This is a genomic window from Rhizobium pantanalense, assembly GCF_030182525.1.
GTDB lineage: Bacteria > Pseudomonadota > Alphaproteobacteria > Rhizobiales > Rhizobiaceae > Rhizobium.
In genome coordinates this window covers 11,971-24,072 of the sequence record NZ_JAQJCH010000008.1, presented here as the reverse complement: position 1 = coordinate 24,072, position 12,102 = coordinate 11,971, and the positions used below count along the sequence as shown (strand labels likewise).

The window sequence follows — 12,102 nt, the reverse complement described above, 5'->3', positions numbered from 1 at the left end:
GTGGCCAGAAGATTGAACCGCCGCATATGACCGGAGGAAGTCGAGGCGGTCCAGACAGCTGCAAGGGATATCACGCGGCTCGTTAGCCGCTGCGCAAGGCATAAGGGCCATCCAGTAAAGAGCGGCCCGGGAGGAAAACAGAACAGCCTGGAGGAGAGAGAATGCGTAACCTGTTGAGAACATCGATTGCGGCGTTAGCCCTCATGACTGCCTTTCCGGCATTCGCAATCGAAAACGTCGTCTGGTGGGACTTTCTGTCCGGAGGCGACGGTGTGCGAATGAAGGCGCTGATTCAGCGCTTCAACGACGAGCATAAGGACAAGATCCAGATCACGGGCACGACGCTCGAATGGGGTATCCCCTACTATACCAAGCTGCAGACATCCGCCGCCGTCGGCCAGGGGCCTGATATCGCCACATACCACCTGTCACGCCTGGCAGCCGCAGTTGCGGCCAAGACCGTCTCGCCGATCGATCCGAAGGAGCTCGATGCCGTCGGACTGAAAGACAGTGACTATCCGCCGAACGCAATCGCCGCCTCGACGGTCGATAACGTCCGCTATGCCGTCCCCTTCGACGTGCACGGAGAAGTGCTCTACTATAACAAGACTATACTGAAAGAGCTGGGCGCATTGGGCAACGACGGCAAGCCGACCGGCATCGACACGCTGGAAGGCTGGCGCGCGGTGCTGGCCAAGGCGAAGGACGCCGGCAAGAACGGCATCGTCATCTCCTCATCCAACGGTGATCTGCGCGATATCTATACCTTGTTTGGCCAGGAGGGCGGCCAACTGACAGCCGACGGCAAGTTCCTGCAGGGCGAGAATTTCGACAAGATGGAAAAAGCCTACAATGAAGTCGCCGATTGGGTGAAGCAAGGCTGGGCGCAGCCCTATATCGACACCGAGACCATCACCCCCACTTTTCTCGCCGGACAATCCGCGTTCTTCCTGAACGGCAATTGGGAACTGCCGACCATGGAAACCGAAGTGGCCAAGGGCAACGGCTTCGATTACGGCATGGTCAACATCCCGGCCTGGATGGGCAAGCCCGCCAACTGGTCGGACTCGCACTCCTTCGTGATCCCCAACAATGTCGGCGTCACCATGACCCCGGAAAAACGCGCGGCGGTTCTCGAAGTAATCCGCTGGATGAACGTGAATTCGCTGGAATGGGCTGCGGCCGGCCACATTCCGGCCTATCTGCCGGTTAGCACCTCGGCCGCCTACAAGGCGCTCAAGCCGCAAGCGGATTATGCCGCCATGGCACTCAACGCCTTCTACATGCCAAAGACGCCGCTGACGGGTGCGGCTTCGAAATTCGACGACGATTGGCAGAACATGGCGTCCGGGCCGCTCAACGGTGACGGCGATGTGAAGGAAACGCTCGAGAAGTTTCGCGATCACATGAACTCTCAGTGACGTTTTCTTCGACAGCCCCGGGACGCCTCCCTGCCCCGGGGCTGCATTAGCGAGAGAGGTGACGGATGGCCGCGGTCAGCAACAGGAAACAGGATAATGTGGTTGCCGCGCTGCTGGTCGCACCGGCGGTCGTCGCATTTCTGGTGATCTTCGCCTATCCGACGTGGCGGATGGTAGCGATGAGCCTGACCAATGCGCCGCTGATCGGCCCCGGCGAATGGGTTGGCCTCGACAATTATGCGCGCCAGCTCTCCTCACCGCAATTTCAAAAGGCGCTTCTGAATACGCTCTACTTCATCGTCCTGACCGTCGTCCCCGGCACGTTTCTGGCGCTGTTCATTGCCATGGGCATCAATCGTCTGAGCGGACGCATGCAGATGCTGGTTCTCGCTTGTTTTTTTCTGCCCTCGATCCTGCCGGTGTCGGTGGTGACGCAGATCTGGACCTGGATTGCAAACATGCAATACGGCGTCATCCAGAATGTCATCGGTCTGTTTACCGGCGGGCGACCGCTCCCGGTGCTGCGTTCGCCAACCTATTTCATGCCGTCGGTTGCCGTGGTCACCATCTGGTGGACGATCGGCTTTAACATCCTTCTATTTCTTGCGGCGCTGCGCAGCATCTCGCCTGACGTCTACGAGGCGGCCGCACTCGACAATGCCAACCGCTGGCAGGTGTTTTCAAGAATAACCTGGCCACTGATCTGGCCGGTCACAGCACTCGTTCTGACACTGCAGCTGATTGCGCAATTCAAGATCTTCGCGCAGCCCTATCTGCTTGGCTATTTCGCCCACACGCCGGCGGATGCGCAGGCCGTTGTCATGACCGTCATCTACGATCTAGCCTTCAAGCAGAACAAGGGTGGCGAAGGCGCCGCCGTCGCCACCATCCTATTCGTCATCATTCTCATTGCCTCCGTCCTGCAATATCAGTTCCTGCGTGCACGAGGGGAAAAATGAGCGCTCTCACAACAAGTGCGCAGACAGAGCTGACCACGGCGAAGAATCATGTCGCTTCGAGAGGTTGGAGCGGGCGCGCACTGACCGCACTGACGGCGTTCGGCGCTCTCATCTGGTTCTTTCCGCTCTATTGGGCGGTCATGACGTCGCTCAAATCCGACACGGAGGTGGTCAGCCGGACACCCGGGCTTTTTCCGAAGGCACCGACGCTCGAACCCTATCGTTACGTGATCGAGCACTCCAGCATCGTGCAATGGTATATGAACTCGGTCGGCACCTCGGCGATCATTGCAGTTCTGGTGCTTGTGATGAGCGTCGGCTGCGCCTACGCGCTCAGCCAAATCCAGTTTCCCGGCCGCCGTATGATTTATGGAGCGTTGATCGCCTCGGTGATGGTGCCGGCGGAGGCGCTCATCATCAACCATTTCGTGTTGATGAACATGTTCGGACTCATCAACAGCTGGGGCGGCATCGTGCTGCCGCAGCTGGTGGTGCCATCGGTCATCATCATCCTCAAGCAGTTCTTCGACCAGATTCCAAAGGAATTCCGCGAGGCGGCGATGCTCGACAATGCCGGGCACTTGAGAACGCTCTGGAAGATCTATGTACCGATGAACTGGGGCGTGATCACTGCGCTCGGCATCACAACCTTCATCGCGGCATGGAATAATTTCCTGTGGCCATTCCTGGTCGCAACATCGGACGGCACGATCACCATTCCCGTCGGGATTACCCAGGTGAAGGATGTCTTCGGCGTGCGTTTTGCCAAGGACATGGCCGCCGCTGTTCTGGCCGGCCTTCCCGTCGCCGTTCTCTACCTTGTCTTTCAGAAGCAGATCACGCGCGCGATCATGCTTTCGGCCGGAATAAAGGGATAGGCCGGCTTGCTATTGACTCCACCGCGATGCCGGCCGGTTTCCTGATCGATATCCCAGCCGAATTTCGTGGCGATCGTAATTTTTTCGCAGACCGGGGCGAGCGCCTCTCCCACCATCTCCTCGTTAGTCCATAGGTCTGGCCGCGAAGAAGATAGCGGTATCGTGCGGGCCTGCCGTGAAGAATGCTTCCTCCTCCTGACGGCTCAGAACCAATGATGCACGATCACACTCAGGGACTACACACCTAGCAGCTCCCTTCGATGACATGGTCAAGCAGTGCCAGCAAGCCTTTGAGGATATCCGTGGGTGAAGGCGGGCAGCCGGCAATGTGCAAGTCGACGGGCACGATCTTCGAAACGCCGCCGACCACGGCATAGCTCCCGGCAAAGCAGCCGCCATCACGCGCGCAGTCGCCCAGCGCAACGACCCATTTGGGTTCCGGCGTTGCATTGTATGTCCGTTCGAGGGCTTCCGCCATGTTCTTTGTCACCGGACCGCTGACCATGAGCACATCGGCATGGCGAGGCGAGGCCACGAAACGGATGCCAAACCGTTCGATATCATAAAATGCGTTGCTCAGAGCATGCATTTCGAGTTCGCAACCATTGCAGGAGCCGGCATCGATGGCGCGGATCGCCAGGCTGCGACCGAGCCTGCGATGCGCTTTACTATCCACCGCGGCCGCGAGCTCTTCAGCCGCTGCACCGGCACTGGCCGGTGCAGGTTCCGTCAGGGGCGGTCGGATCAAGCTTTCGAACAGGAGCTTGCGCATGGTCTCTTGCCTTTACAAATCGTGCCCCGAATACGAGCAGTTGAATGACTTGTTGCAGAGCGGAAAGTCGGCGACGATATTGTCCTTGATCGCAGCCTCCAGCAGCGGCCACTGAAACCAGGAGGGATCACGCAGATGGCAGCGCTCGATCCTGCCCTCGGGTGTAAGGCGCAGCCATGCCAGAATGTCTCCGCGGAAGCCTTCGATTAGCGCCACACCCTCTCGAAAGTCATTGGCAGCCTGAACATCCGAAAGAATCGGACCGTCCGGCAGCCGATCGAGAATCTGCTCGATGAGCGAGAGGCTCTGTTCGACTTCGCGAATGCGGATCCATATCCTGGCGTTTACGTCACCGTCGCCGAGCGATGGTACATCGAAGGTCAGCTCATCATAGGGCGGATAGGCAAGGTTACGCCTGGTGTCGAAACTGCGGCCGGCTGCCCGCCCGATGTAACCGCCCGCACCATATTGACGTGCAAACCCACTCTCCAATGTGCCCGCACCGACCGTCCGGTCTTGAAGCGAGGCGGTATTGTCATAGAGCTCAGCGAGAGCAGGAAATTTCCGGCTGATCTCGGCATGTAGCGCCCGTAAGCCGGCCTTTCCATTGCTGTCGAGATCGGCGGCAACGCCGCCAGGCACGATACGGTCGCGCATCAGCCGATGCCCGAAGGCGGCGTCGGCGGCACGTAGCACCTGCTCGCGCAACACGCCGCAATGAGCAAGCATCAGCGCAAAGGCGGCGTCATTGCAGATGGCGCCTATATCGCCCAGATGATTGGCGAGCCGCTCCAGTTCGGCCATCAGCGCCCGCAGCCAAACGGCACGCAGCGGCACCTCGAGCCCAAGGGCTGCTTCCGCGGCCCGTGAAAAGGCATAGGCATAGGCGACGCTGCTGTCACCGGATGTCCGCCCGGCAAGCTGCAGCCCACGGGCCAGATCGGCGCCCGCCATCAGCGCCTCGATCCCCTTGTGGACATAGCCGAGCCGTTCCTCGAGGCGAACGACGGTTTCACCATTGGCCGTGAAGCGAAAATGCCCTGGCTCGATAATGCCGGCATGCACTGGCCCGACCGGAATCTGGTGCAGGTTTTCTCCATCGGCGGGCAGAAAGGGGTAGGAGAATTCAGAAGCAGGCGCACTGCGCTGTCCCAGTGGGAATCTAAGGCCCCAGCGGCCATGGTCGAACCATGGCCTGCTGTCCGGGAGACCTTCCGGCTCCAATCCCGTGAGATCACGGAGCGTTCTCTCCAGGCGTAATGCCGGCGGATGGTACTGTGCGACGGAGGGATAGCCAGTCTGCAGTTCCTCCAGGCTAAGGATGGCGCTCCTGCCGGCTTGCTCGTCGAGGAGCGCCATATGCACGGCGTTGCGCTCGCCCCAGAGGCCGAGCATCGTCAACCGCCCTTCCGACAACCTCAAGGCCGCCGATATCCAGGTGGAAGAATCGGTAACTGCGCGTGGCCACGGCCCATGATGCGAAACCGGGCGGCCATTTCCTGTGAGATCATCCAACATCGACATAGTCCTGCCCCGCATCATCGGAGAAGATTGGCGATATGCTGAAACCAGGCAACCATCGGCGGCGGCAGGTAGATACCGGCTCCGAGCACCAGCGCCAGATGCAGGAACATCGGCAAGTAGGATGTTTCAGCCGGGGCAGCGCTGCCGCGCGGCTGGCCGAAGATAGCGCCGGTCAATCGCAGCAATAGAGCTCCGAAAGCAACCAGCAGCCCAAAGACAAGCGGAATGGCTAGCAGCGGCTGCTTCGCGAAGGTCGAGCTGACAATGAGGAACTCGCTCATGAAGATGCCGGCCGGCGGCAGGCCGGCAATGGCGATCACGCCGGCCAGCAAACCCCAGCCGAGCCCCGGATGCGTCTCGGTAAGACCCCGGATGGCAGAAAGCCTCTGCGTCCCCTTGATCTGGGCGATATGGCCGACGGCAAAGAAGATCGCCGACTTGGTCAGCGAATGCATGACCATATGCAACAGGCCGGCAAAATTGGCGAGTGAGCCGCCGAGACCGAAGGCGAAAACGATGATGCCCATATGTTCGATCGAAGAATAGGCAAACAAGCGTTTGATGTCGCGACGGCGGTAAAGCATGAAGGCAGCGAAGATCAACGAGACGAGCCCCATCGTCATCATGAGCGGCCCGGGGCTGATTGCGTCCGGGCTGGCGGCAAGCAATATCTTGAAACGCAAAACGGCATAGAGCGCAACGTTGAGCAGAAGGCCTGAAAGCACCGCCGAGATCGGTGTCGGCCCTTCGGCATGCGCATCCGGGAGCCAGGCATGGAGCGGCGCAAGTCCGACCTTGGTGCCGTAACCGAGCAGCAGGAAGATGAAGGCGAGATTGAGAAGTGCCGGATCGAAGCCGCCGGCGTGTTCTACCAGCGTCGTCCAGACCATGGCGTCGTAGCCGGTGCCGACAACGGCCTGAGCGGCCAGATAGACGAGGATGGTGCCGAACAATGCGAAGGCGATACCGACGCTTCCAAGGATGAAATACTTCCAGGCCGCTTCCAGTGCCTCATGGGTGCGGTAGATGCCGACCATCAGCACGGTGGTCAGCGTCGCCAGTTCCACCGCCACCCACATCAGACCGATATTGTTCGACACGAATGCCAGATTCATACCAAAAATCATGATCTGATACATCGCGTGGTAGAATCGCAGATTGGCCGGCGTCAGGCGGCCGATCTCCAGTTCGTGGGCGATGTAGCCGGCACTGAAGACGCTGGTGGTGAAGCCGACGAAGGCATTCAGCACGATGAAGACGATATTGAGGTCGTCCACGAGCAGATATCGCCCCGGTGGCAGCCGGGCGCTGAAAAAAAGCAAAAGCGCCGCAAGTAGTGTCAAAAGGCTCGCGACCATGTTCAGCCGTGCCGTCATGCGATAGCCAGGCAGGAGCGCCAGGAGGGCCGCGGCAGCGATCGGAACGACGAGGACGGCCGTCACCGCGTCGAAACCGAGGAGGGAGGAGGGAGCGTTCATTTTCGACGTCTCCCCTTGAAGTCGTCGAGCGCCCGGACGTCGACCGTGTCGAAACGTTCGCGGATGCGGAACAGGAAGACGCCGATGACGATGAAGGCGATCAGGATCGAGAAGGCGACGCTGATCTCCACCACCAGCGGCATGCCCTTGGCGCCGGTCGCCGCGAGCACCAATCCGTTTTCCAGGGTCATGAAGCCGACGACCTGGCTGACGGCATTGCGGCGCGTGACCATGATCAGCAGTCCCAGCAGCAGAACCGATAGAGCGAAAGCAAGATCCTCGCGTGCGATCGGATCGGCCGACGGCGTCACCCGCAGCATGACGACGGTGGCCAGAGCCACCAGTCCCAGGCCGACGAGCATGGTGGGGCCAACGCCGACGACAGTCTCTATCTCGCGATGGATGCCGAGCTGGCGGATCATGCGATGCAGCACCACGGGAATGATGATCGTCTTGAAAACGAGAGCGATCGCCGCCGTCACAAAGAGATGCGGCGCATCCTGGATAAGGGCCTGCCAGGCAACCGACAGCGTCAGCACCAGCGAATGCAGCGCAAAGACGTTCAGCAGCGCATAAAGACGGTCCTGATAGAGCATCATCATGCTGACGAGTACCAGACCGCCGGCGAGCATGTGGGCGATGTCGAAGACCGACCCGATCATCAGAGCCCCCTCGACACGAAACGCAGCAGTGCGGCCAGCAGACCGAGCATCAAAGCGGCACCGAGGAATTCCGGCACGCGGAACACGCGCATCTTGGCAGTCGCCGTTTCGAACAATGCAAGCAGGGCACCGCCGGCTGCAAGCTTGGCGAGATAGGCAAACAATCCGATCAGGTAGGCAAGCGGCCCGGACCCGAAAGCCACGAGCTTCCAGGGAACGAAAAGACAGGCGATCAACGAAATGTAAAGCAATAGCTTGAGCGATGCCGCGAGCTCGATCATGGCCAGGTGCCGCCCGGAATATTCGAGCACCATGGCTTCGTGCACCATGGTCAATTCCAGATGGGTCGCCGGATTGTCGACGGGGATACGGGCATTTTCGGCGATCGCGACCATGACGAGGGCAATGAGGGCAATCGCCAGCGACACGCGCAACCCCACCTGCGATGAGGTCATGAAGACAGCGATGGCGGAAAGCTGGGTCGAGCCGGCCACCAGGGCAAGCGTGAAAATGATGAGCAGCATCGACGGCTCGGCCAGCGTCGCAATCATCATCTCGCGGCTCGAGCCGATGCCGCCGAAGCTGGTGCCGACATCCATGCCGGCAAGCGCCAGGAAGAAGCGTGCGCTGCCAAGCAGTGCGATGATGGCGATCAGGTCCGCGGTCCAGCTGAAGAGGAGGCCGGTGGCAAAGGTCGGGATGATGGCGGCCGCCACCCATGTCGCGGCGAAGATCAGATAGGGTGCTGCCCTGAACAGCCAGGACGCATTTTCCGCAACCACTGCTTCCTTGCGCAGAAGACGGACAAGGTCGCGATAGGGCTGTATCAGGGACGGCCCGCGACGACGCAACAGCCGCGCCTTGAACAGGCGCACAATTCCCGTCAGCAATGGTGCCAGCAGCACGACGAGGGACATCTGGAAGGCTTGGACGAAAAGGGCGGAGACTATGACCATAGCGCCAGCACCAGAAGCAGCAGGACGAGCGTGAGGAAAACCAGACTCAGATAGCGCCGAATTGTCAGAAACTGCAGATAATTGAGTTTTTCCGCGGCAAAGCCGACCGCGCCGATGATGGGCAGGTAAAGGCTTTCCCATATATAATCGTGCATTTCCAGGGCGAACCGTGCGGGTCGGAGATCGCCCGGCGGCGGCATGGTGACGCGGTCGCGCGCACGAAAGATCAGCGTGCCGAAGACGCGCCTGATGGGCTGGGCGAAACTGCTGGCGGTATATTGCGTTGCCGGGCTGCTCAGTGGAAAGCCGCAATCCCAGGCCGGCGCCCGTCGGATACGCCGCGAGCCAAATCGGTGGACGAGATAGGCCGTGAACGACGCCGAAAAGAGGATGAAGAGGAAAACGAGCAAGCCGTTATAAGAGCTGCGGGCTTCGGCGATCGGCACGATAGACAGCCACGGAATATCCGTCTGTACCGGCATGCGCTCGCCGATCAGCAAAAGCGTCAGCGGTGCGAGCGCATCGATGACGATCCCCGGCAGGACGCCGACGGCAAGGCAAAGGAAAGCCAGCACCGACATGGCAGCGAGGGAAAAACAATCGACCTCGGTTGCCCGTTCGGTCGGCGGGCTGCGGGGACGACCAAGAAACGTCACGCCGAATACCTTGACGAAACAGGCCGCGGCAAGGGCGGCGGCAAGGGCAAGCAGGCCGCCCACGGCCGGCACCAGCAGTTTCAATCCCCATTGCGGCAGGGCCGGGCTTTGCAGCACGGCCTGAAATGTCAGCCATTCGGAAACGAAACCATTGAAGGGAGGAAGAGCCGAGATGGCGAGGCAGCCAACGAGAAAGACCGGACCGGTCACCGGCATGCGATGGATGAGCCCGCCCAGCTTTTCCATGTCCCGTTCCCCGGTTGTCGTCAGCACGGCGCCGGCGCCAAAGAAAAGCAAGCTCTTGAAGAGGGAATGGTTCAGAACGTGGAATAGCGCGGCCGTCAGCGCCAAGGCGGCCGCCAGCTCCATGCCGTTCGCCTTGAACGCAAGCGCCAGTCCGAGGCTGGCGAAGATGACGCCGATATTTTCAATGGTGCTATAAGCAAGCAGACGCTTGAGATCGCTCTCCATCAGCGCGTGCAGAATGCCGAGAACCGCAGTGATGCCGCCGACCGCCAGAACGACGACGCCGAACCACCAAGCCGGCTGGCCGAGCAGATCGAAGACCACGCGGATGAAGCCGTACACCGCGACTTTGGTCATGACGCCGCTCATGAGCGCGGAAACATGACTGGGGGCCGCCGGGTGCGCTCGCGGCAGCCAGACATGCAGAGGCACCAGCCCGGCCTTGGATCCGGCACCGATCAACAGCAAGACGAGGACCAGGCCCGAGGTCAGCGGCGCGTGGACGGCGGCACGCATCATGGCGAAACTGTAATTGCCATCCGGTCCTGCAAGCAGGCCGAAGGCGAGCAGGAGAGTGAGTGTGCCGAAGCTCGCCATGACGATATAGAGATAGCCGGCTTTCCGGTTGCCGGCATCGCGATGATGGGCCATCACGAGCGCCCAGGAGGCAAGCGACATGAACTCCCAGGACATCAGGAAGGTGAAGGCATCATCCGCAAGGATCACGAGATTCATGCCTGCGACGAAAGCGGGCAAGAACGGCAGCACACGGTGCGGCGCGTGCTCGTGGCGGCCGTAGCCGACCGCGTACAGGCTCGAAAGCATGCCGCCGAAATTGACGACCGTCAGAAAGAAGGCGGATAGCGCATCCAGACGGAAATGACTGCCGATCCACGGCAGGCCGATCGGAAGTACGAGCGTAGATGTGGCATCGGGAGAAACCACCATGGCGAGTGCGCCGATCGCTGCGGCAAAGGCGATTGCCGACAGACCGCAGCTTAAGCCATAGGTGAGCCTCGTTGCCTGTTTCGACCGGGCGATGCAGACCGCAAAAGCTACCGTTGCAAGCAGGAAGACCGAGCATAGCAGGATCGCGGCCAGGAAGATCATGAGCGAGGCCTCATTCCTCGCCCGGGCAATCCAGGCGCCCCGCTCTCCGGCCGCTTGGTCTTCAGCCTGACGCCGCGCCCTCCATCCTGGCTGACCGCACCTTCGCTGATCACCTCAACGCCGGCTTCGCTCAAAGCCGCCAGCAATCGCATCAGGGAATCGACATTGCCGCGCACCACATCAGGGCTTGCCTCCATCCGTTGGATGGTCGGAACGGATACCCCCGCCAATTCCGCGAGTTGGCGCTGATCTATACCGAGAAGGGCTCTGGCGGCACGCATCTGTGCGGCGGTGATCATGGCGGAACCATCACTTATGCTTCATAAGCTCTGATGTTAGCAGTTTAGCGCATGCTTACTGATGTATCAAATCACATTTATGATGCGGCATCTTCACGCAAAGCCAAAAGCTGACTTGTGAGACTGCCCTGCCGAGTAGTAAGACAAATCATCATCATTTCGGACAGTTGATCTTCGTAGAAATCGCCACAACCCGATCTCGCAGTGCCGAGAATGGAGGAGAGCTTGACGGTTTCTGGCTCAGGTTCGGAAAGATGTTCGGCCTGAATTCCGGGAAAGAGCAAAGGCTTCCGATGTCCCCGATCCGTATCCGCCAGAAGTAGCCCGCATGCTTGTAAGACAAGGCACTCATCGCAACGAGAAAATTGACCGCCGGCTGGCGGCTTGCCTGGCGGCAATCGCCGGCGCATTGAATGCATCGGCCTTCTACGCCGTCGGCTTCTTCTCAGCCAACATGACGGGCAATGTATCGACGCTATCCGATCACCTTGCCGAGGGACAGTGGCTGTCGAGCCTGTTTTACGGCGGGATTGTCATTGTCTTCATCCTGGGTGCCGCGACGTCGACGCTGATTATCAACGCCGGTCGCCGGCGCAATGTTCATGCGATCTATGCCTATAGTATTCTGACCGAGGCTATCTTACTTGCCGCGCTCGGCTGTGCAGATCTCTGGTTGCTTGCTGCCTGGCGCACCCCAGTTCTCGTCCTCGGGCTTGCATTCCTGATGGGTCTTCAGAACGCAGTCGTCACCCGCATCTCGGACGCTCGGGTTCGCACCACGCATGTTTCCGGGATGGCAACGGATATAGGCATCGAGCTGGCCATTGCCCTGGACGCCTTGCGAGGACGTGAGCAGCCTTCGGAGGCGCGGCACAATCTGGGCAAACTCCAATTGCATCTTTACACGATCGTCTCGTTTCTTCTCGGCGGTGTCTTCGGAGTATTCGCCTACCGAGTCATCGGTGGCAACCTTCTCCTATTGGCCGCAGCTCTGCTGACGCTGATTGCACTGGATGCAATTTTACGCGCACGAAAAATAGCGGCTGCCGGAGTTAAACCACAAGCCTTATGACCCTTATTAGGGGTGCTTGAATTCCGAAAGTCACTCAAAACAGCACGGTTACGGCCCTCATAAAATCAA

At 59.9% G+C, this 12,102-nt stretch carries 11 protein-coding genes; 4 read left to right on the top strand and 7 right to left on the bottom strand.

Annotated features, from left to right (window positions below; translation table 11 throughout):
- Positions 1–161 precede the first annotated feature (161 nt).
- The 3 genes from PH558_RS20495 to PH558_RS20485 all read left to right on the top strand — a co-directional run bounded on the left by PH558_RS20495 (position 162) and on the right by PH558_RS20485 (position 3,258).
- Positions 162–1,421, top strand: coding sequence for an extracellular solute-binding protein (locus tag PH558_RS20495; protein WP_285206202.1), 1,260 nt, complete (start codon positions 162–164; stop codon positions 1,419–1,421).
- A 65-nt stretch (positions 1,422–1,486) separates the two neighbouring features.
- Positions 1,487–2,380 (top strand): carbohydrate ABC transporter permease, encoded by an 894-nt coding sequence (locus PH558_RS20490; RefSeq protein WP_113407017.1) that lies wholly within the window; start codon positions 1,487–1,489, stop codon positions 2,378–2,380.
- A gap of 140 nt (positions 2,381–2,520) precedes the next feature.
- Positions 2,521–3,258, top strand: a complete 738-nt coding sequence (locus PH558_RS20485; RefSeq protein WP_244575523.1) for a carbohydrate ABC transporter permease — start codon at positions 2,521–2,523, stop codon at positions 3,256–3,258.
- Between the two features lie 244 nt (positions 3,259–3,502).
- Here PH558_RS20485 and PH558_RS20475 read toward each other — a convergent pair whose 3' ends face one another.
- From PH558_RS20475 to PH558_RS20445, 7 genes are read right to left on the bottom strand one after another with little or no spacing between them, the layout of a single operon-like run.
- Positions 3,503–4,030 carry an NADH-quinone oxidoreductase subunit B family protein gene (locus tag PH558_RS20475; protein ID WP_285206201.1) on the bottom strand — a complete coding sequence of 176 codons (528 nt, stop codon included), beginning with the start codon at positions 4,028–4,030 and terminating at the stop codon, positions 3,503–3,505.
- Positions 4,031–4,042: 12 nt separating this feature from the next.
- Entirely contained in the window at positions 4,043–5,554 is a 1,512-nt protein-coding gene (locus PH558_RS20470; protein ID WP_285206200.1) for a hydrogenase large subunit, read from the bottom strand.
- A 14-nt stretch (positions 5,555–5,568) separates the two neighbouring features.
- On the bottom strand, positions 5,569–7,032 hold the full coding sequence (locus tag PH558_RS20465; RefSeq protein ID WP_113407021.1) for a hydrogenase 4 subunit F: 1,464 nt from the start codon (positions 7,030–7,032) through the stop codon (positions 5,569–5,571).
- Positions 7,029–7,694, bottom strand: a complete 666-nt coding sequence (locus PH558_RS20460) for a hydrogenase-4 component E (protein WP_113407022.1) — start codon at positions 7,692–7,694, stop codon at positions 7,029–7,031. The genes PH558_RS20465 and PH558_RS20460 overlap by 4 nt, the downstream gene beginning before the upstream one ends.
- Positions 7,694–8,650, bottom strand: coding sequence for a respiratory chain complex I subunit 1 family protein (locus tag PH558_RS20455; RefSeq protein ID WP_285206199.1), 957 nt, complete (start codon positions 8,648–8,650; stop codon positions 7,694–7,696). The genes PH558_RS20460 and PH558_RS20455 overlap by 1 nt, the downstream gene beginning before the upstream one ends.
- Positions 8,641–10,662 carry a hydrogenase 4 subunit B gene (gene hyfB, locus PH558_RS20450; protein ID WP_285206198.1) on the bottom strand — a complete coding sequence of 674 codons (2,022 nt, stop codon included), beginning with the start codon at positions 10,660–10,662 and terminating at the stop codon, positions 8,641–8,643. Before hyfB ends, PH558_RS20455 begins: the two co-directional genes overlap by 10 nt.
- On the bottom strand, positions 10,659–10,961 hold the full coding sequence (locus PH558_RS20445) for a helix-turn-helix domain-containing protein (RefSeq protein ID WP_113407025.1): 303 nt from the start codon (positions 10,959–10,961) through the stop codon (positions 10,659–10,661). The genes hyfB and PH558_RS20445 overlap by 4 nt, the downstream gene beginning before the upstream one ends.
- Before the next feature lie 328 nt (positions 10,962–11,289).
- Between PH558_RS20445 and PH558_RS20440 the strand changes: the two genes are divergently transcribed.
- Entirely contained in the window at positions 11,290–12,033 is a 744-nt protein-coding gene (locus tag PH558_RS20440) for a YoaK family protein (RefSeq protein WP_285206197.1), read from the top strand.
- The last annotated feature ends 69 nt before the right edge of the window (positions 12,034–12,102 follow it).

Bases quoted from the DNA above. Each gene is read 5' to 3' on its own strand.
- PH558_RS20495 (WP_285206202.1), top strand. From the start codon at position 162: ATGCGTAACCTGTTGAGAACATCGATTGCGGCGTTAGCCCTCATGACT.
- PH558_RS20490 (WP_113407017.1), top strand. From the start codon at position 1,487: ATGGCCGCGGTCAGCAACAGGAAACAGGATAATGTGGTTGCCGCGCTG.
- PH558_RS20485 (WP_244575523.1), top strand. From the start codon at position 2,521: ATGACGTCGCTCAAATCCGACACGGAGGTGGTCAGCCGGACACCCGGG.
- PH558_RS20475 (WP_285206201.1), bottom strand. From the start codon at position 4,030: ATGCGCAAGCTCCTGTTCGAAAGCTTGATCCGACCGCCCCTGACGGAA.
- PH558_RS20470 (WP_285206200.1), bottom strand. From the start codon at position 5,554: ATGTCGATGTTGGATGATCTCACAGGAAATGGCCGCCCGGTTTCGCAT.
- PH558_RS20465 (WP_113407021.1), bottom strand. From the start codon at position 7,032: ATGAACGCTCCCTCCTCCCTCCTCGGTTTCGACGCGGTGACGGCCGTC.
- PH558_RS20460 (WP_113407022.1), bottom strand. From the start codon at position 7,694: ATGATCGGGTCGGTCTTCGACATCGCCCACATGCTCGCCGGCGGTCTG.
- PH558_RS20455 (WP_285206199.1), bottom strand. From the start codon at position 8,650: ATGGTCATAGTCTCCGCCCTTTTCGTCCAAGCCTTCCAGATGTCCCTC.
- hyfB (WP_285206198.1), bottom strand. From the start codon at position 10,662: ATGATCTTCCTGGCCGCGATCCTGCTATGCTCGGTCTTCCTGCTTGCA.
- PH558_RS20445 (WP_113407025.1), bottom strand. From the start codon at position 10,961: ATGATCACCGCCGCACAGATGCGTGCCGCCAGAGCCCTTCTCGGTATA.
- PH558_RS20440 (WP_285206197.1), top strand. From the start codon at position 11,290: ATGCTTGTAAGACAAGGCACTCATCGCAACGAGAAAATTGACCGCCGG.